The 20,542-nt window shown below is 37.7% G+C and carries 16 protein-coding genes and 1 tRNA gene; 14 read left to right on the top strand and 3 right to left on the bottom strand.

What is annotated here, in order from left to right:
* The first annotated feature begins 19 nt into the window (after positions 1-19).
* Together queA and folK are read left to right on the top strand one after the other, a co-directional pair.
* Positions 20-1,069 (top strand): tRNA preQ1(34) S-adenosylmethionine ribosyltransferase-isomerase QueA, encoded by a 1,050-nt coding sequence (gene queA, locus LDB17_RS08410; RefSeq protein ID WP_135105569.1) that lies wholly within the window; start codon positions 20-22, stop codon positions 1,067-1,069.
* Positions 1,069-1,572, top strand: a complete 504-nt coding sequence (gene folK / locus LDB17_RS08405; protein WP_252637930.1) for a 2-amino-4-hydroxy-6-hydroxymethyldihydropteridine diphosphokinase — start codon at positions 1,069-1,071, stop codon at positions 1,570-1,572. Before queA ends, folK begins: the two co-directional genes overlap by 1 nt.
* A gap of 124 nt (positions 1,573-1,696) precedes the next feature.
* Here folK and LDB17_RS08400 read toward each other — a convergent pair whose 3' ends face one another.
* Positions 1,697-3,151: a glycoside hydrolase family 10 protein gene (locus tag LDB17_RS08400; protein ID WP_252637928.1), complete on the bottom strand. Its 1,455-nt coding sequence runs from the start codon at positions 3,149-3,151 to the stop codon at positions 1,697-1,699.
* Between the two features lie 2 nt (positions 3,152-3,153).
* Positions 3,154-4,473 (bottom strand): TldD/PmbA family protein, encoded by a 1,320-nt coding sequence (locus LDB17_RS08395; RefSeq protein ID WP_252637927.1) that lies wholly within the window; start codon positions 4,471-4,473, stop codon positions 3,154-3,156.
* 372 nt (positions 4,474-4,845) lie between these two features.
* Here LDB17_RS08395 and LDB17_RS08390 point away from each other — a divergent pair, with 372 nt between their 5' ends.
* The 5 genes from LDB17_RS08390 (at position 4,846) to LDB17_RS08370 (ending at position 8,498) form a co-directional block, all read left to right on the top strand.
* The gene (locus LDB17_RS08390; RefSeq protein WP_252637926.1) at positions 4,846-5,697 is read left to right on the top strand and encodes a hypothetical protein; all 852 of its coding nucleotides are present in this window, start codon (positions 4,846-4,848) and stop codon (positions 5,695-5,697) included.
* A 2-nt stretch (positions 5,698-5,699) separates the two neighbouring features.
* Positions 5,700-6,062 (top strand): hypothetical protein, encoded by a 363-nt coding sequence (locus tag LDB17_RS08385; protein ID WP_393924990.1) that lies wholly within the window; start codon positions 5,700-5,702, stop codon positions 6,060-6,062.
* A 45-nt stretch (positions 6,063-6,107) separates the two neighbouring features.
* Positions 6,108-6,953 (top strand): AAA family ATPase, encoded by an 846-nt coding sequence (locus LDB17_RS08380; protein WP_393924989.1) that lies wholly within the window; start codon positions 6,108-6,110, stop codon positions 6,951-6,953.
* 226 nt (positions 6,954-7,179) lie between these two features.
* Complete coding sequence (locus LDB17_RS08375; protein ID WP_291102407.1) at positions 7,180-7,533, top strand: hypothetical protein; 354 nt, start codon at positions 7,180-7,182, stop codon at positions 7,531-7,533.
* Between the two features lie 119 nt (positions 7,534-7,652).
* Positions 7,653-8,498, top strand: coding sequence for a transposase (locus tag LDB17_RS08370; protein WP_291102409.1), 846 nt, complete (start codon positions 7,653-7,655; stop codon positions 8,496-8,498).
* A gap of 129 nt (positions 8,499-8,627) precedes the next feature.
* On the opposite strand, the gene LDB17_RS08365 is transcribed toward LDB17_RS08370, so the two are convergent.
* Positions 8,628-8,702, bottom strand: a tRNA-Pro gene (locus LDB17_RS08365).
* Positions 8,703-8,914: 212 nt separating this feature from the next.
* Between LDB17_RS08365 and LDB17_RS08360 the strand changes: the two genes are divergently transcribed.
* The 7 genes from LDB17_RS08360 to LDB17_RS08330 all read left to right on the top strand — a co-directional run bounded on the left by LDB17_RS08360 (position 8,915) and on the right by LDB17_RS08330 (position 20,525).
* Positions 8,915-9,628, top strand: a complete 714-nt coding sequence (locus LDB17_RS08360) for a DUF5020 family protein (protein ID WP_252637922.1) — start codon at positions 8,915-8,917, stop codon at positions 9,626-9,628.
* Positions 9,629-9,641: 13 nt separating this feature from the next.
* A complete protein-coding gene (locus tag LDB17_RS08355) occupies positions 9,642-10,964 on the top strand; it encodes an NCS2 family permease (RefSeq protein ID WP_252637920.1) in 1,323 nt (440 codons plus the stop codon).
* 250 nt (positions 10,965-11,214) lie between these two features.
* Positions 11,215-13,950 carry a pyruvate, phosphate dikinase gene (ppdK, locus tag LDB17_RS08350; RefSeq protein WP_252637919.1) on the top strand — a complete coding sequence of 912 codons (2,736 nt, stop codon included), beginning with the start codon at positions 11,215-11,217 and terminating at the stop codon, positions 13,948-13,950.
* Between the two features lie 198 nt (positions 13,951-14,148).
* A complete protein-coding gene (locus LDB17_RS08345; RefSeq protein ID WP_252637918.1) occupies positions 14,149-16,452 on the top strand; it encodes an outer membrane beta-barrel protein in 2,304 nt (767 codons plus the stop codon).
* A 36-nt stretch (positions 16,453-16,488) separates the two neighbouring features.
* Entirely contained in the window at positions 16,489-16,620 is a 132-nt protein-coding gene (locus tag LDB17_RS08340; RefSeq protein WP_393924988.1) for a hypothetical protein, read from the top strand.
* Positions 16,621-16,757: 137 nt separating this feature from the next.
* Positions 16,758-18,215 (top strand): Fe-S cluster assembly protein SufB, encoded by a 1,458-nt coding sequence (gene sufB / locus LDB17_RS08335; protein WP_135105592.1) that lies wholly within the window; start codon positions 16,758-16,760, stop codon positions 18,213-18,215.
* 429 nt (positions 18,216-18,644) lie between these two features.
* Positions 18,645-20,525, top strand: coding sequence for a hypothetical protein (locus LDB17_RS08330; protein WP_252637916.1), 1,881 nt, complete (start codon positions 18,645-18,647; stop codon positions 20,523-20,525).
* The last annotated feature ends 17 nt before the right edge of the window (positions 20,526-20,542 follow it).

The raw sequence follows: 20,542 nt of genomic DNA, 5'->3' as shown, positions 1-20,542 counted from the left end.
TAAATTTAGATAAAGAAACATGAAACTTTCTCAATTCAGATTTGATCTTCCAGAGGAATTGATCGCCACTCATCCGTCAAAGAACAGGGATGAGTCACGCTTGTTGGTTGTCAACCGTAAAACCGGGGGTATTGAACACAAAAGTTTTAAGGATATTATTGACTATTTCGACGATAAAGATGTTTTTGTTTTCAACGATACGAAAGTCTTTCCTGCCCGTTTATATGGAAATAAAGAGAAGACCGGGGCTACAATAGAGGTATTCTTGCTGCGTGAGTTAAATGAGGAATTCCATTTGTGGGATGTGCTTGTTGATCCTGCGCGTAAAATACGTATAGGAAATAAATTGTATTTTGGTGACGATGACTCAATGGTTGCCGAAGTTATAGATAATACAACTTCGCGTGGACGTACGCTTCGTTTTTTGTATGATGGTCCATCCGAAGAGTTCAGAAAAGCACTTTATGCTCTTGGTGAAACTCCAATCCCTAAATACCTCAACAGGGGTGAAGAACCCGAGGATAAGGATCGCTATCAGACTATATTCGCTAAAAACGAAGGTGCTGTCGTAGCTCCTGCTGCCGGACTTCACTTTAGCCGTGAGTTAATGAAACGCTTAGAAATTAAAGGTGTTCATTTTGCATATATAACTTTGCACTCGGGCTTGGGTAATTATAGAGATATTGACGTAGAAGATCTTACAAAGCATAAAATGGACTCGGAGCAATTGCTTATTACTCAGGAAGCGACAGATATCGTCAACAAAGCAAAAGATGAAGGTCGTAGAGTATGTGCCGTTGGGACTTCGGTGATGAGAGCTGTAGAAACAATAGTGAGTACAGATGGTTACCTGAAAACAAATGAAGGGTGGACAAATAAGTTTATTTTCCCTCCGTATGATTTTGGTATAGCCGACTCTATGGTTACTAATTTTCATTTGCCTCAGTCTACATTATTGATGATGACTGCAGCATTTGGCGGGTATGACCGTATAATGGATATATATGAAATCGCTGTAAAGGAAAAATATAAATTCGGAACTTACGGAGACGCAATGCTTATCATTTGATGATACTCGAAAAAGAAAAAAAGCATAATGTTTATCTCGGACTTGGCTCCAACTTGGGAGACCGAGGAGAAAATCTGGATAATGCAATAGATCATATAGAAGAGCGGATTGGCGAGGTGATCGCCACTTCCGCTTTTTATATTACCGAGCCTGTCGGCTTTGAGTCTGCTAATCAGTTCTTGAATGCTGCATGCAGAGTGCAGACTAAACTTACTCCTATTGAAGTCTTGCAGGCTACTCAATGGATCGAAAAAGAGATGGGGAGAGATGTTAAGTCTCAGGGTGAAAGATATACCGACCGGATTATAGATATTGATGTCTTGTTATACGAAGATGTAATTCTGGATTCTGCAGATTTGAAATTACCGCACCCTCATATTCACGAAAGGTCTTTTGTTTTATTTCCTTTAGCTGAGATTGCAGGGGAATACATGCATCCGATTCTTCATAAGACAATCAATCAATTAAAGGATGCCATAGTGCCACCGACTTCCATAGCGTAATAAGGGATAGTATTATTGTATTGAAAATATATAAATCAGCAGTTTTATTGTAAATCTGTTGATTTTCTTTTTTTATGATTTCCTTATAAATTATGACTGAAGTCAAAACTCACCTGATGGCTGTCTATTGCTCATTTGCTGAATGAGAGAAAAATGCAGGAAAGGTAACCGTGCTCTCATTATGGTATCTGTCTGAAGCTGTTACGGTATAATAATACCCAAAATCGCCCTCTTTGATTGTAAAAGCATAGCTATTTGTTCGTAGACCTGTTGATAATATATTACCTGCATTGTTGGTGTCCACGGGTTCTTTGTCAGATACATACACGGTATATGTGTAATCTCCATCTGCTGTCGGCGGATTCCATTTAATGTTTAGCTTGTTGTCTTTGTCTTTAAAGACTTGTAGATCAGTTGGAGAATTCGGCGCAATGTTGTTTAGCCATGTCAATGGCGGTAGCTTCGCCGGAGTAGGGTAGTAGGTGTGTATAGAATCTAAAACCCCTTTCAGATTGCTGAGAACATTCGCTGTTCTGAAATATGCTGCTCCGGGGATCTTTTTATCCCGAATGTATTGCATCTGGTTCGTAATATCTTGTAGCGGCCACTTTAATTCATCCATCTGATAAACACCCAGTCCCGGAGCAATAAGCCTTCCGCTACTATTTGCAATCCAGTCGTTAAGGAACGGATAGAAATAATGATCACGGTAATACATCATTGGGAAAAGTAGGTCGTGTTTTCCACTTTTTAGCCAATGTCCTGCATCCTGAAACACTGTTTCATAAGCTGTCCATCCATCGTTGGGTGAAACCTCCGGCAGAACTTTGTATCTGCCTAAAGGAGAGCTACTCACTTGTACCCATTTTTTTAGAGCCTTTACCGTATCGTATGCTTCACTGATCAGCTTGTTGATGTTTTCCCTACGCCAATCGTATAGATTCATCCCGTTTCCATATTTTCGGTAGGTATCGTCATCGGGAAATTTGCGGGAGTTGCTCGGATAGCGGATATAATCGAAATGAATGCCATCTACATCATAATTCTGAACGATCTCCTTCACTATCGATACTATCAGATTGCGTGTTTCTGGCATTCCGGGGTCGAGATACCACCTTTCTCCTATAGCCTTATAATATGATGGTTTGTTTTGCACAACGGTGGCTTTTCTTCGCCTTCCTTTGCCTTTATATCGCACTGTGGCTTTGTCCATAGGGTAGGCTATAACCCATGCATGGCATTCCATCCCTCTCTTGTGACATTCTTCTATAGCGAAGGCCAACGGGTCGAAATTGTCTTCATGATTGAAATATGAGCTGAGAGGTTCTATCTTGGAGCGATAAAAAACATAACCTTGTGCTCTTGCCTGAAAGAGGACAGTGTTGAAATTCGCTTCCTGTAATTTATCCAGAATTTTTTTTAATTGTTCTTTCTGAGCCTTAACGCTGGTATGCTGGGTAGGCCAGTCGAGACCCCAGTTTGTTGTTAGCCAAACGGCACGTATTTCGGTAGCAGGAGCTTGAGAAAATATACATATAGGGAGTAATAATAATAGAACTAGGATATGGAACGGTTTCATATTTATAATCCGCTAAAGTTTACATTGTTGAATAAAAGCGATGGAATGCGCCAAGAGGAAGTCTCACGGGGATCGTTTCCCTCTTCTGTAAGGCTATCCCAAAGGGACAGCATATTTCCGGTTATGTTCATTTCTCCTAAAGGAGTAGAAATCTTTCCATTTTCGATCAAGAAGCCCTCTATGCCAAACGAAAAATCTCCGGTGGTAGGGTTGCTGTTACCGCCGTTGAAGTTGGTGACCCATATACCTTTCTGTACAGATGCCAAAATGGCATCAAAGTTTCTTTCTCCCAAAGACATTTGAAGAATAGACGGGGAAGATATGGTAGGTGCTACTCCCATTTTCAGAGAATTGTATGTGTCTATAAAATAATTTTGCAGCATACCTTTCTCTATAATCGTTCTATCCTTTGTTTCTACGCCTTCACCATCAAACCATCGAGCACCAAAGGAACGTTTTAGATGTGGTGTATCGTAAAGGGTAAAGATATCAGCCGTTATCTTTTCTCCCATTTTGTTCAATAGAAAAGAGTTTTTCTGTTGAAGTGCTGTCCCGTACATTGCGCTGATAAGCGGAGATAATATGCGCGACGAAGTAGTATTGTCTAACAGCATGTCATATTTGCCCGATTTTATCTTTTGTTGCCCGATCTTGCGTAATGCTCTGTTGAATGCAATTTTTGCTATCCCACTTTTTTTCAGATCTTCCCAATATACAGCACTGTCGTACCAGAAGGATTCGGCACGAGCGTCACCATCCGTTTTCAGTGATACTTCTACCATCAGGTTGAACGCTGAGTCTACACATTCGGCTTCAAATCCATTACTGGCAATCATATATTCTGCTCCTACGCCATCGTCGTATGCCGAGGTGACAGAGATTATACGATTGTCGCTACCATGTATTTCGTCTACAGACTGCTTTATAAGATTTAACTTCTCATTTGTTGGAATGGACTCAAAGCTTCCGTCACAGAGGTCTAAATCAGTTTCGTCTCCTCTGAAATATCTTTGCGTGTCGGGCAGTTGGCGAAAGGGGTCTTCTGATAAATATTTAGTAGACGTGATACCTTCTTTTATAAAAGACTCTAATCCTGCTTTTTCTATCCGATTGGTAGAAAATGAGCCGTATCTGCCATCTATAAATAATTCTATATAGAGTTTGTTTTCACTGCTTTGGTGAAGTTTATCTAATTGAGTGTTTCTGTATTCGAAAGAGTTGTTGTTTGCCGTGATTACTGAAACCCGAGCTCCTTGGCATCCATTAGCCAGAGCCAGTTGCATAGACCATTGGGCAATATCTTTGTGTTGCTTACTTATCATATCTTTGTTGTTGTGGATGCAAAAATACACAGATTTAGTGTAAAAAAGAGAAAAAGTTAGAATAGAAACTTTCTTGCTGTACGAATTAACGTTCTCTAACTAAGCTGTTGTAATTATAGGAATTGGTCTGTATCTGCTAGTGTTATTCTTCTGCAAAGCATCAAATAATATTCTCCCCTCTGGTCGGGATGATGGGATGATAAAAAATAGTTTATAATTGTTAATATCGGATTTCATTTTTTATATATCTTTGAATAGTAAGAAAATAATAATGAAGCCCACTACAATCTTCGGTTTGTGCTTACAAAAGGAGATTTGAGAGGGGAAGATTGGAGAGTATGGGGAGAGGTAAAAAATAAATAAAAAAGAAACATGATATTCAATATTTACTATATCAATTTGCCAAAAGTTTATGAAATAAAAATGATGTTAAGCAATATTATTGCTAAGGCAAGGGAAATAAGCCAAGAAGAACAAGGGGTGAAAGAGACTGATTTGAAAGCAAAAGCTGGTTTAAAGATTCTTGATATTTTTGATATAGGGGGAGAAGGAGGCCGAAAAACGAAAAATGAAGATTCAAAGAAAGTGCTTGAAAGTTTTGAGATAAAAACCACTAAGTCTGTCATACTAAATGAGGTTGTTGAAAAAAGTACTATTCTTAGTTCATTTAATACTATTAAAGAAGGTGAGCTTATAATGCTTGAAGATGTCAAATTGTCATTAGAAAACGAAGCGGAACTAAGAACAATAAAACTCTTTGGAAGTGGAGCTTTTAAAGATATGGGGTTGCCAGGAGCAAATGGTGTTGATTTTACAAGTTTATTCAACTCTATTTTTAAAGATTACGCGTATAAGATAAAAGGTTCTGTTTTTGATAGTTCAGATAATATTTTAATTAAAATACCCATGACTTTTGAAAATGAATTTGAAAGTTCGTATAGTATCGATGATCTCTTTGTTGGGAAAGTCTCTATTGTTGGGTTGTATAAGGGAAAAATTAAAATAGATAATCTAAAAAATTCTTTCCAATTCTTACAAGAAGTGAGTAACTTAAAAAAAATTTCAAAAGAAAAATCAAATACAGAGGATGATGAAATTCAAGAGAGTCAATATCCTTGTCAGTCCTCTGATATGAACTTTTTTGTCAGTTCTGGTGATGGAAAAGACTATCATTATATCGATTTGTTAGCTATTATTCAAAATGTAAATATTACCAATAATTAGGTATGAAAAAAGAACTTCTGTTTTTTGAGCGAGAGAATTTTTATATATATCAAGAACAAAAGCAAAATGAAGGATATGCTATAATAAGTATAAGTGACTTTCTAATTAACTTGAGTAATGATGATTTTTTTGAACAATTTGATTATAAAAGTCAAATTATAGACATTTCCGCATTAGCCGCTGGCTATAATGATGTTCAGCCTTTAGGGGAACAGCTTATAAAAAAGTTTATGGATTTCGAAACTATATTTATAGCAGACAAGAAGCATGAAGAGACACTGAAATATGGACTAAGGTATAGTTTTCTTAATTTTAAGAATGTCGAGATAGTAGAAAATAACAAAGAGCCGGATGATACATTATAACATATAACTAAAGCATCTAAATCAAAGCATAAAAAGATAATTGATTTGCAAGAAAATGAGCTCTATGCTTTCTTAAAAGATTTTAGAAGCAGTTTATATGGTCATGAGAAATTTAAAGACGACTTTGAGGAGCTTGTAAATAACTTTATTGTTTTCAATAAATTAGGTGAACACAAAGTCTTGTCTTTATTTTTAATGGGAGAGTCAGGTGTTGGAAAAACAGAGGTGGCAAGAACAATTTATAAATGCTTAGGTGGCAAACGTAAATTAGCAAAAGTTAATTTTGGAAATTATAGTAGTGAGTTCTCATTGAGTTCGTTGATCGGCAGTGCAAGGGGGTATATTGGCAGTGATGATGGTGAAATATTTATAAGAGTGCGAGATACGGATATAGGCATAATTTTAATTGATGAATTTGAAAAATCAAATGCAACATTATTCAATTATTTTTTAGATGTATTAGAAAGTGGTAAAATAATAAGTTCGCTTGCTGATGAAATTGATATTAATGGGTTTATTATAGTTTTTACATCCAATATTAGTAAGGAAAATTTTCAAAAAACTATTTCACCAGAATTACGTTCGAGGTTCGATTATAAAGGATTATTTACTTTACTATATGATGAAGACAAAAGAAAATTTGTAGAATTTAGAGTAAAAAGTATTGTTCGTAAATTTAATTTAGAATTTGAAGATAAACTAGATGATAATTTATATATCGATTTTTTGGCTAAAATTAATGTTGGAAAGTTCAATAATATGAGGGATTTGAATAAAAAGATAAAGAAAATATTTGTTGATTATGTGTCAACGTTCAATAGGTATACAGAGATTGAAACAATAGAAGATCAGAAAGGCTTTATGAAAAAGGTTAAGTCATACCTGAAATAACTATATTTTCTTCTTTTTATTTTATGAAAGTATGAATGTTTTTCAACATGATGATGTGAATTTCAAAATTCTATGCGAAATAGGATAAGGTAAATTATTGTTGAATTCGCTAGTCTATAGGCCTCCCTTTTAGTTATTTGGGAGAACTTTTATCCAGATAAAAGCAAATTTTAACGGATCATGCCGTATTCTTGTGGAGGATTAATCTTTTATCTAGTTTTGTATCATGCAAAGCGGCTATGAATTATTGTTACCCGAAGGGTTGTTGAATTACTTTGAAGTAGTTGAAGTTAATACGTTAGAAAAAGTCATTATGCTTCATTTAGATGAAAAAGTATTATCATCCCAAGAGAATAAAGACAATCTGTTTATATCCAAAGGCTTTTATCCTTCAACCGATATTCACGACTTTCCCCTTCGAGGCAAAAGCTTAATTCTACGTGTACGTCGTCGTCGCTGGCAGAATAAGTTATCAGGTAATCCTTATATGCGAGATTGGTCAGTAATTGCAGGTGGTACTCATTTAACAGCAGAGTTTGCTGCTTTTTTTAAAAGGATTATCTTGATACAGAACCAGTAAGTTGTTCTACCTTAGGCAAATTCTTCAACATTAACGGTAAAAAGCTTGAAGAATGGTATCGTTGTCATTTATCAGGCTTTGATCAGTGGTCTGAACGTGAGCATGCTGACAAATGGCTCGTGTTTCCCCAAAACATTGGATCACATCTAAGTATAGACGAAACTGCCCTGACTTACGACGAACTATATACCATTATTACCAACAAAGCAGCAAAAGGTAAAAAAGGAGCATTAGTAGCTATTGTCAAGGGTACAAAAGCAGAAGATGTTATCGGTGTTCTCAAACAGATAGAAGAAAGACTTCGTAATAAAGTACAGGAAGTAACTTTAGATATGGCTGCCAATATGGAATTGATTGTTCGTAAAAGCTTTCCAAAAGCTGCCATTGTCACAGACCGCTTTCATGTTCAAAAACTGGCTAGTGAAGCTCTTCAGGATATGCGTATAGCCTTTCGATGGCAGGCTCTTGATTTAGAGAACAAAGAACGGGAATTGGCTAAACAAAGCAAGTTAGCATATACTCCAACTATCTTTGACAATGGCGATACCAGAGCTCAGCTACTTATAAGAAGCCGCTATCTTTTATTTAAAACAGAGAACAAATGGACACCTAATCAACGATTCAGAGCAGAGGTATTGTTTAAGTACTATCCGCAATTGGAAGATGCCTATAAACTGACAATGGGATTAAGGCATATTTACCACACCACAAAAGATAGAACGCTTGCTTTTACCCGCTTGGCTCATTGGTTTAGGAAAGTGGAAGAAACTGGTTTTGAGCAGTTCAAAACCGTAAAAAGAACCATCGGAAATCATTACAGAACAATACTTAACTTTTTCACAAACCGCTCAACTAATGCTGCAGCTGAAAGTTTCAATGCCAAAATAAAAGCCTTCAGGGCTACACTGAGAGGGGTGAAGAATATTCCCTACTTTTTATTTAGACTTACAAATATTTATGCCTAGTCCACAAGAATACGGCATGATCCATTTTAACGAATAGTATAAGCACAAGACAAATTTCAGTGAATCCGTATAAAACAAAAAAAGTCACTAAACCAGTGACTTTTTTTATTCTATAAATTTCTCATTTCGTCGGGATACCAGGATTCGAACCTGGGACCCCCTGCTCCCAAAGCAGGTGCGCTAACCGGACTGCGCTACATCCCGTTTTCTGTGATTGCGGTGCAAAGGTATGACATTTTTTTATATTTCAAAATAAAAAATAAAAATTTACTCATAATTTATTTTAAAACTAAAAAACGAAGCTGGGAAAGGATTCTACATATTGTTGAAAAAAAACGATTGTTAAATCTCCTTCGACAAATATTTAATTCTTTTTTTTACTTATTTTTGCATTTTTAATAATAAATTCTAATAATATGGCAAAAAAGGTACTATTCACATTAATCGTATTAATGGCTTCATTCTATGTTTCGGCACAGAATCTTCAGTTACATTTCGATCCACGTCATGCCCTACATGGAGACAAGATTTCTGGAAAAAACTATTTTACTGCAACCTTTGAGATGTTCAAACCTGACAAATGGGGTTCTACTTTCATGTTTGTCGATTTGGATTTCAACCAAAGCAGAGGAAATATAGGAACTATGTACCTTGAAATTGCCCGCGACCTGAAGTTGGGAAAAAGCCCGATCATGGCCCACTTAGAGTTTAATGGTGGAGTAGGAAATGCTAACAACTTTGGTTTTTCTATCGCAAATGCCTACTTAGCCGGAGCATCTTATGCTACAAATATTAAAGGGGTAAATCTTGGAACTTATTTAGTGTATAAATACAATGCTTTTGAGAGAGTAAGTAACGATGTTCAGTGGACAGTAACATGGGGAGCTAATCTCTTTGATAATAAATTCACTGTATGTGGATTCCTTGATGTTTGGACTCAGGATAAAAATCCGGTTCACGGAGTAGACCGAGGTGGTAAAAGAATAATTCTGCTTACAGAACCGCAATTCTGGTATAATGTTAATTCGAACTTGTCCTTAGGTACCGAAATAGAGATAAGCAATAATTTCTTGATAGCTAAAGATAAAGCATATATAAATCCGACTATTGCTGCTAAGTGGAACTTTTGATCATTAATAGAATATGAAAAACTTACTAGAAAAAACATTTAAGCTTTCGGAAAATAATACGACTATACGCAAAGAGTTTCTTGCGGGTCTTATCACTTTCCTTACTATGTCTTATATCCTGATTGTAAACCCAAGTATATTGTCTACTACAGGGATGGATAAAGATGCGTTGTTTACTGCTACAGCCTTGGCAACTATTTTCGCCACCCTTATGATGGCATTATATGCTAAATTGCCAATTGCACAAGCTCCCGGAATGGGGTTGAACGCATTTTTTGCATTCACAATATGCGGTGTAATGGGATATTCTTGGCAATTTGCACTTACAGCAGTATTTATTGAAGGGATTATATTTATACTACTTACGTTCTTCAATGTTCGTGAACTAATCGTAAAAAGTATCCCAAAAGTATTGAAGGATGCAATACCTGTCGGTATTGGGCTGTTTATAACACTGATTGGGTTGAAAAACGCAGGAATCGTAGTGTCAAGTCCTGCTACATTGGTTGCATTAGGAGATTTTTCTCAACACAGTATATGGATTGCCTTTTTAGGGCTATTTGTTACAGCTGTACTATTTGTAAGAAATGTAAATGGTTCTATTCTGATAGGGATCGTTGTAGCAACTATATTTGGTCTTATTTTGGGAGATGTTAAATTACCCGAAGGAAATGTGATTGATACACCTCCATCTATCGCTCCTATCTTTGCTCAGTTTGAGTGGGATCATATTTTGTCTGTCAACATGGTTATCGTTGTATTCACCTTGTTGTTTGTAAACCTATTCGATACAGTAGGAACATTGATCGGTGTGGTCTCAAAAGCAGGACTTGCAGATGAAGACGGAAATTTCCCTCAAATGAAGAAAGCCCTGTTCTCTGATGCTCTAGGTACTACCGTGGGTTCTATACTTGGTACAAGTACAGTTACTGCGTATGTAGAAAGTGCATCGGGTGTAGCATCGGGCGGTCGTACCGGACTTACCTCTGTAAGTACAGCGTTGTTTTTCATCTTAGCTCTATTTTTTGCACCATTATTCCTGATGGTTCCCGCTGCTGCAACTTCACCGGCTTTGATTATTGTTGGTTTGTTTATGATTTCGTCTGTTGCTAAGATCAATTTCAGCGACATGAGCGAAGGCTTGCCGGCATTCCTTACCATCGTGTTTATGCCTTTTACATACAGTATAGCAGAAGGTATTGTTTTCGGTATGTTAAGCTTTGCGTTTATCAAAGTTTTTTGCGGAAAATCAAAAGATGTATCTGTTACAGTGTACGTCATTGCAGTATTATTCCTTCTAAAATTAGTGTTGGATGCAATGCATGTTATAGGATAGTGTATATTTGTTAAAAAGCGAGGTTTCGCTTACAAAAAATAATATTTTCATGTAATCCCGGCAAGGTGTCTTGTCGGGATTATTATGTTTTATAACCATATTAAATTACTCTAAAATACTTTGTTATCCGGTTATTTTTTCATAATATTGAAATCGATTGATTGTAACAGATAGTCAGTCGATTTTTGCACTATACGAATATCATGAACATGTTAAATACTATTATCTAACCTTTTAAAATCGTTACAGTATGAGTGGAAAGTCTGTTTATGTCTTTGGCGGTACAGTTACCGAGGGAAACGCGAAAATGAAGGAGTTACTAGGAGGAAAAGGTGCTAATTTGGCAGAAATGAGTCTAATGGGGATACCTGTGCCTCCGGGATTTACAATCACTACAGAAGTGTGCAATTTATTTTACAAGGAAGGTAAAGAAAATGTTATTAAACTTCTTACAAATGAGGTGAAAGAAGCAATACATCATATCGAGCGTGTTGTGGGAGGACCAAAATTTGGTGATGATGAAAACCCTCTTCTCGTTTCGGTTCGTTCGGGAGCAAGAGCTTCCATGCCGGGGATGATGGATACAATCTTAAACCTAGGATTAAACGAAAAAGCCGTAGAAGCCATTGCGCGTAAGACACAGACTCCTCGCTTTGCTTGGGATTCATATCGTCGTTTCATACAAATGTACGGTGATGTGGTAATGGGTTTGAAACCTGTAGAAAAGGATGATGAAGATGTTTTTGAAGAAATTATAGATGAACTGAAAGAAAAGAAAGGTATAAAACAAGATTCAGAATTTGGAACAGAAGATTTGAAGGAGCTTGTTGTACGTTTCAAAAAAATAATAAAAGAAAAGACCGGACAAGACTTTCCAACAGATCCATGGGTACAACTTTGGAATGCCATCATGGCTGTATTTGAAAGCTGGATGAACGAACGTGCTATCTTTTATCGCAAACTGAATAATATTCCAGCCGAGTGGGGTACCGCTGTTAATGTGCAGGCAATGGTATTCGGTAATATGAATGATAACTCCGGTTCGGGAGTAGCATTTACTCGTAATGCTGCTACAGGAGAAGCCCGGTTTAATGGTGAGTTCCTTATCAATGCACAAGGTGAAGATGTGGTTGCCGGTACACGTACTCCTCAACAGATTACCTTACAGGGTTCTTATGACTGGGCAAGACAACAGGGCATCACTGAAGAAGAAAGAAAGCAAAGAGGATTGTCTCTGGAGGAAGTAATGCCTGAAGCTTACAAGAGTCTGAATGAAATTCAGAAAAAGCTTGAATTGCATTATAAAGACATGCAAGACCTTGAGTTTACAATACAAGACAACAAGCTATGGTTGCTTCAGACACGTAGTGGAAAACGAACAGGTGCTGCTGCCGTAAAAATCGCCATGGATATGTTGAACGAAGGTTTGATATCCGAAGAAGAAGCTTTGTTGCGTGTTGAACCTCAGAAGATAGATGAATTGCTTCATCCTGTATTCGAGCCTAAGGCGTTAAAAGCTGCTACAGTTATTGCTAAGGGACTTCCTGCGTCTCCGGGTGCAGCCACAGGACAAATCGTTTTCTTTGCCGATGATGCTGAATGGCAAACAAGTCATCATAAGAATAAAAAAGTTATCCTTGTCAGAATAGAAACTGCCGCCGAAGATCTAAAGGGTATGGCTGTTGCCGAAGGTATCCTTACGGCTCGCGGAGGGATGACGTCTCACGCTGCCGTTGTTGCTCGTGGTATGGGTAAATGTTGCGTGTCCGGTGTGTCTGATCTCCGTATCAATTATAAGAGACGTTCTCTGATGATTGATGATCGTGAGTATCGTGAAGGTGATTGGATCTCTATCAATGGCTCTACAGGAGAAGTCTATGATGGTAAGGTAGGAACAAAAGACGCCGAATTGAGTGCTGACTTTGCCGAAATGATGAAGCTTACAGACAAATATTCCCGCCTGAAAGTGAGAGCGAATGCCGATACTCCACACGATGCTTCTGTTGCCCACAACTTTGGAGCTGTAGGAATTGGTTTATGCCGTACAGAGCACATGTTCTTCGAAGGAGATAAGATCATTGCCATGCGTGAAATGATTTTGGCAGACAATGTAGAAGAACGTAAAAAAGCATTAAAAAAGCTGCTTCCTCTCCAGCAAGAAGACTTTGAAGGCATATTCGCAGCTATGGAAGGACTTCCTGTAACAGTTCGTTTACTGGACCCACCGTTGCATGAATTCTTGCCTCATGATATGAAGGGTTTGGAGGAAATGGTAGAGGCAATGCAAATTTCTGAAAGTAAGATAAAACAAAAGATTTCATCATTGCAAGAAATGAATCCGATGCTCGGACACCGTGGTTGTCGTCTTGCAAATACTTATCCTGAAATTACTGAAATGCAGACAAGAGCAATTCTGCAAGCTGCTCTGAAACTGAAGAAAAAAGGAATAAAAACACATCCTGAAATCATGGTGCCATTGACTACGTCGTTGACTGAAATGAAATTCCAGGAAGACATCATTCGCAGTACTGCTGAAAAGGTATTTGCCGAACTAGGAGATAGAATCGATTTTGAAGTAGGAACAATGGTGGAAACGCCTCGTGCCGCTATTACAGCTGATAAACTCGCCGAATCTGCTGAATTCTTCTCTTTGGGAACAAACGACCTCACTCAGATGACATTTGGGTTCTCACGAGACGATGTGGGTAAATTCTTACCTATTTACCTAGAGAAAGGTATTCTAAAAATAGATCCATTCCAGGCTATAGATAGGGAAGGTGTCGGACAACTTGTACAATCTGCTGTGACTAAAGGCCGTCAAACCCGTCCGGGAATGAAAGTCGGTATTTGTGGTGAGCATGGCGGTGAACCATCTTCTATCGAATTCTGCCATTGTGTAGGATTGAACTATGTGAGCTGCTCACCATATCGTGTTCCAATTGCACGCCTAGCGGCAGCACAGGCTGCTATTAACTTTAAAAGTTAATTAACAACTTCTGATATATATAATGGCTGTGAGGAAACATCACAGCCATTTTTTTTATATGTAAAAATCGCTGGGTATTAAAATTATATAGAAATCAAAAAGATCGAAAATGACAATATTTTCAAATTAAAGGAAATCTGTTGTAACACTATGGCTTTTCATTTCGTGTAAAATAGTATAAATAATTAAACAAAAAGAATGAAAGCTATATTATCCTTACTTTTACTTATTATCGTCAGCATCTCGGTAAGTGCGATAGATATAAAAGGGCGTATTGTAGATCTGAAAACAAAACAGCCTATTGAGTTTGCTACAACAGTATTGCTTAAAGTCGATTCCACATATATCACCGGATCTCAAACAGACACTACCGGTTTGTTCTTGATTGCGGGGCAGTTTCAAAAACAAGATTACATCCTCAAGGCCTCTTACATGGGCTATCGTACAACATTTATCAAGATTAATAATCTTACAACGCATATCGATTTAGGTGATATAGAAATACAGGAAGATGCGAAAGCACTTGGAGAAGTCGTTGTAACAGGGAATCGGATAATAAATAAAATAGATCGTCAAATACTTATGCCCGACTCTATGCAGGTAAAAACATCTGTGAGTGCATTCGACTTGCTTAGCAATATGGCAATACCCCGATTGAATATAGATGCTGTAAACAGGACTATAAAAATTAGTAACCAAGAAGTTCAACTCCGCATCAATGGAGTCAGGGCTTCTGTACAAGAAGTTGCAGCTTTAAGATCACAAGACATTCTTCGTGTCGAGTTTTTTGAAGATCCCGGAGTGCGTTTTGGAAATGAGAATGTGGGTGCTGTATTAAATCTGATCGTTGACCGACAGAAAAATTATGGAGGTTATGTGTTTGCTGACGGACGGAATTCTCCATATGTAGGGTTTGGAAATGATAATCTAACTTTCAAGACAAATTATAAAGCCTCAGAATTCGGACTCAATTATTTTATCAATTATAGAAGCTATGACAAACGGTGGTCTGATCAAACAGAGACTCTGAATTTTCCGAACAATCCGATCACCAGAGAACAGAAAGGTATTTATGCTCCTATGGATTATCAATATCAATATTTGAATCTATCATACAATCTTACGTCTCCTGATAAGTATGTGTTTAATGTGCTGTTTAAGAATCAGTTCTATAATTATAAAAATCAAAGTGCACAAAATATATTATATTCCAATAGTCTAAATAAGACACTTTCCTCTTCAAGAAATAAAGGGAATGAATATACTCCTGTACTTGATATATACTTCAAACGAGAATTGAAGAATAAGCAATCACTTGCTGTAAATCTGGTGGGGACATACATCGGTTCCAATAGTGACCGTAGATACAAAGAAACTGAAGATGGCGAAGTGCTTTCCGATATTTTTAATAAAATAGACGGTAATAAATACTCTCTTATCGGTGAAGCAGTATATGAAAAGCAGTTCGAAAATCTATCCTTCTCCTCGGGTATAAAACATACACAAGGTTTTGCTGATAATACGTATGAGGGCGGAGCAAATACTATTACTAAAATGAAGAACGCTGAATCTTATTTGTATGCTCAGATACAGGGTAAAATAGCTAAAAAGTTAGGCTACACTATCGGCATAGGTGGAACTCGTCTGTTTTTCAAAGAAGGTAAGAAGGATGCTACCTATTATACCTTCCGCCCTTCCGTTCAACTTAGTTATCCATTAAATGATAATTTTTCGTTGAAATATTCATTTATAGTGAATACACGGACTCCTTCCTTGGGACAACTAAGTGGAGTGGAACAACAAACCGATACTTATCAGATAAGTAGGGGAAATCCTAACCTAAAACCATATAATCTCTATAACAACAGATTGACTTTAAGTTACAATAAAGGAATATTTGATATAAGTACAGTTATCGGTTATATGTATTTTGATAAGCTTATAGTAGACGCATTTAGTATAGAAGGGAATAAAGTGATAAGCTTTTCGGATAATCATAAGGGAGAACATTACTTATTCTTAAATGGAGATGTTACTTTGAGGCTTATTAAAGATATATGGACTGTTACCGGGTGGTTTGGAGTGCATCGGGATATATTTAAGTCCAATTATGGTAATACACATGTACACAATTTTATGCATGGCGGAGCTCGTTCAAACCTTATATATAAAAACTGTTTATTGACAATGGGGATGTATACCAGATATAAAGAGTTGTGGGGCGAAACTATCTGGTATGGTGAAGACTGGAACTATATAGAAGCCGGATATAAGTACAAAGAAGCGCAACTTTCGCTTGGGATGTCATATCCGTTTAAGGATTACTGGAGTGCAGGAAGTCGTAACGTGTCCAATATTAAGCCATCGACTTCATGGTCGTATATAAAAGAGAACGGTCACATGCTTTATTTGCGCTTTTCATGGAACGTATCGTTCGGTAGAAAACATGAAGCAGGGAAAAAGAGCTTGGAGAACTCAGATTCAGACAAGGGAATATTATAAACGTTCTTAAAAATTCATAACACTATTAAGATCAATTTGGATTTGAAGCGTGTCGGCTCTTCTGATGGGATATCAGGAGAGCCGACTATTTATGTTGTACCGGTTAGTCCTACTGTTATAAAAAGGAAAAAACTAAACAAAAGCCCGTTCTATGTGTTCTATCAGTGATGCAAAATATTTATATATGTATAATTTATGAATAGAATGTAATATCTTTGCAAACTGGCAATAAGCATTCTGCTTACAACCAATAATTGACTTTAACAGCCTATAGCCTACCGCTATTCGCTAAAATAAAATTAATCATGCAAGAAACTCAAGATAAAATTTTAGAAGACGTTACCACCGGAGATTACAAATACGGTTTTGTAACGGATATTGAAACTGAGGTTATTCCGATCGGACTCAACGAAGATGTTGTACGTCTGATTTCAGCGAAAAAAAATGAGCCGGACTGGTTGCTCGAATACCGACTTAAAGCATATCGTCATTGGCTTACAATGAAGACGCCGGAATGGGCGCATCTGGAAATTCCGGAGATCGATTATCAGAGCATCAGTTACTATGCAGCTCCAAAGAAAAAAGACGGGCCTAAAAGCCTCGATGAGGTAGACCCTGAATTGTTGAAAACATTTGATAAACTCGGAGTTCCGCTTCATGAACGCGAAATATTAGCCGGTGTGCAAACTATGGCTGTGGATGCAGTTGTAGATAGTGTTTCCGTAAAAACTACATTTAAGGAAGTGTTGGCCGAAAAGGGTATTATATTTTGTGCTTTCAGTGAAGCCGTGCAAGAGCACCCCGAATTGGTGAAAAAATACCTTGGGTCTGTAGTTCCATATAGAGATAATTTCTTCGCAGCACTTAACTCTGCCGTATTCAGCGACGGTTCTTTTGTGTATATTCCTAAAGGTGTACGTTGCCCGATGGAGTTGTCTACATATTTCCGTATCAATGCGGCTAATACAGGGCAGTTTGAGCGTACATTGATCGTTGCCGAAGATAACTCATACGTTAGCTACCTTGAGGGTTGTACTGCTCCTATGCGTGACGAAAATCAGTTGCACGCTGCTATTGTAGAAATCATAGCTCTCGACTATGCAGAAGTGAAATATTCGACTGTACAGAACTGGTACCCGGGAGATAAAGATGGTAAGGGAGGAATTTATAACTTCGTTACTAAGCGTGGTATATGTAAAGGAAAGGGTTCTAAGATCTCTTGGACACAAGTAGAGACCGGTTCTGCTATTACATGGAAATACCCATCATGTATCCTTGCCGGAGATGACTCTATCGGTGAGTTTTATTCTGTTGCGGTAACCAACCATTATCAGCAGGCTGATACAGGTACTAAGATGATACACCTCGGCAAAAACACAAAGAGCCGTATCGTATCTAAAGGAATATCAGCAGGACTTAGTCAAAATATATATAGAGGCTTGGTTAAAGTTTCACCAAAGGCAGAAGGTGCGCGCAATCATTCCCAATGTGACAGTTTATTGCTTGGTGATAAGTGTGGTGCACATACATTCCCTTATTCAGATATAGCGAATCCGGGAGCTATCATTGAACATGAGGCTACTACTTCTAAAATTAGTGAAGATCAGATTCTTTATTGTAATCAGCGTGGTATAGGTACCGAAGAAGCTGTAGGGCTTATCGTAAATGGCTATGCTAAAGAGGTGATGCAAAATCTTCCGATGGAATTTGCTGTTGAAGCGCAAAAACTATTGCAGATCAGTCTTGAAGGCAGTGTGGGGTAAAAGGGATCAACATATTAATATTTCGATAGATAATGCTGATATTCTTAAAAATATAAATTGCTTCTCAAAGAATCTTTAAATAATTAGGACTACTGATACAAGGCTTACGGTATTTTGCTGTTTTACTTCTAGATACCGTAAGTCGTTGGTCTTTATGTTTTACAGATGCTAGGATAAGATCCTGTTTTTACAAAATTATACATCTCCAAATTTATTTACTTAATCATATAATATTTGCAACTATAAATCATAGTGTAATCAAATTTACATGCGTAAGAATATTGTGTCTATTGGACTCGTTTGGCTGATAGCTTTAAAACAAGATAACAATTTTCCAAATCATTTATCAATATAAAAAAGCAAACTTAAAAGACAAGCAGGGAATAACGATATATGAATAGTATCAAATACAAATTAAAATTAAACTACATGAAACAATCAAACTTTAAACAAAAGTACAGGGGGATAATAACCTATCGCATGGTGTTATTCATTTTCCTGATATTAGGCTTTTCTCAAATTACAAACGCTCAGGTGACAATAGGTGTGGGCGAGAAATCTGAACAATATGCAACTCTTCAAGTTAAGGATTTAGAAAAAAGTAACTCGACTCCCGGAGACATCACAGCCAAGAAGGGGGGCTTTATGTTGCCAAGGGTTCGGTTGGAAAATAAGTATCAATTATTACCTTTTTATGCCGGAGATACGACCGCCGCAGACTATAAAGCTGCAAAGATAGAACACCGGGGCTTGTATGTGTACAATCTGACTGACGATAATGAAAAGGATTTATATCCGGGACTAAATCAGTGGGATGGACAACAGTGGAATAATTTCCAAGATAAGATGGGAAATGCAATATTCGATCCTCTGAGTTGTTCAGACATAGAGATTAATGGGGTCTATGTGCAGGGAACGGCTCCCAATTCTACAAACTATCTGGCAATACATCTGAATGTAAAAAAGACAGGAGCTTTTTCTATTAGTGCAACTACAGGAAATGGTTACAGTTTTTATATCTCGGGTGTCGCAATGAGTGAGGGCTGGATGACAGTAGAGCTTCCATGCCAAGGTACTCCTATTAATGCACAAATAGATAAGCTTATTTTCACTGGTGTAATCTTCGCACTAGGTTGTGAACCTCAAATAGAAGTGAATTCGAAAGTAGCCGATTATTCACTGAATTGCTCTAGTGTAGAGGTTAAAGGGCAATACATTAAAGGAACTCCTTTAACAGCTTCAAATACAATAACACTCAATGTAACCGTCACTACTGTGGGTTCATACAATATAAATACTCCTTTGACAAATGGTATCCGTTTTTCTGCCAGTGGAAATTTTACTCCCGGTACACATACAGTCACGCTTGTTGGCTCGGGTACACCTACCGTCAATTCTGATTTTCCGATAACGATTAATGCAAATACACCACAGGCAAATAACACATGTAATACAACCATCCCTTTAACCCTCCCGGCTATGACTTATGCCGTTATAGGTTCGGGAAGTACTTATTCTTGGAATTCTACTGCCAGAAGCCAGGCTTTGACCAATGGCGGTATCAGTTTTGGTCCTAACGGAATCGTAAGAATAAAAAGTTTTACACAATTATGGGGCACATCAGCAGTTGGTACAGCTACGAGCTATCTTGAAAACGGTTATGGTGTAGGAAGGGTTATGCCTGATGTTGTATTGTATTTTGCCTACGGTGCTACCCCTACGGTAGCTCTCACTACGGCGTTAAAGGATTACATCAATAAAGGGGGCTGTGTAGTTTATGGATCTGCCGATGGGACTGTCACGGATGTGAATACGCTGATGAACGGATTATTTGGTATAAGTCCGGCTATCGTTCAAACCGGAGGACAAGGGGATGATGATGTGTATCCGATATCAAACCTACCTAATGACCCTGTTATTAATGGCCCGTTTGGGAATCTTTCAGCCAGACATTGGGGTGAAGACAATGCAACAACAGGCTCAGTGATAATGACTCAGCTGCCTCCTAAATCGGTGCAAATTTGTACAGCACGCTCGGCATCCAAAATATTACAAAATCCGGAATGTTCGATCGTATGGTACAACGACAGCAAGAATTTCCTTTATTTTGGAGATAGTGTGGGTTCTTCCACAACTGATAATAGCACAAGTGCTTACCCGTCAAGATATAACAGCCAAGGGTTACCATTGTCAAAAAACTATGGCCCGGGAGCGGCGTGGAATCAATATATATACAATTCAGCTTTGGAACTCAATGCTGTGGCCTGGGCTTTGAAGAAGGCTGCAATTAGCGGAATCAACCCTCATTAAAGAATATTGTTCAGAGC

This window comes from Dysgonomonas sp. Shenzhen-Wh21 (assembly GCF_043392705.1).
GTDB lineage: Bacteria > Bacteroidota > Bacteroidia > Bacteroidales > Dysgonomonadaceae > Dysgonomonas.
This window is presented reverse-complemented; position numbering and strand designations above follow the sequence as displayed.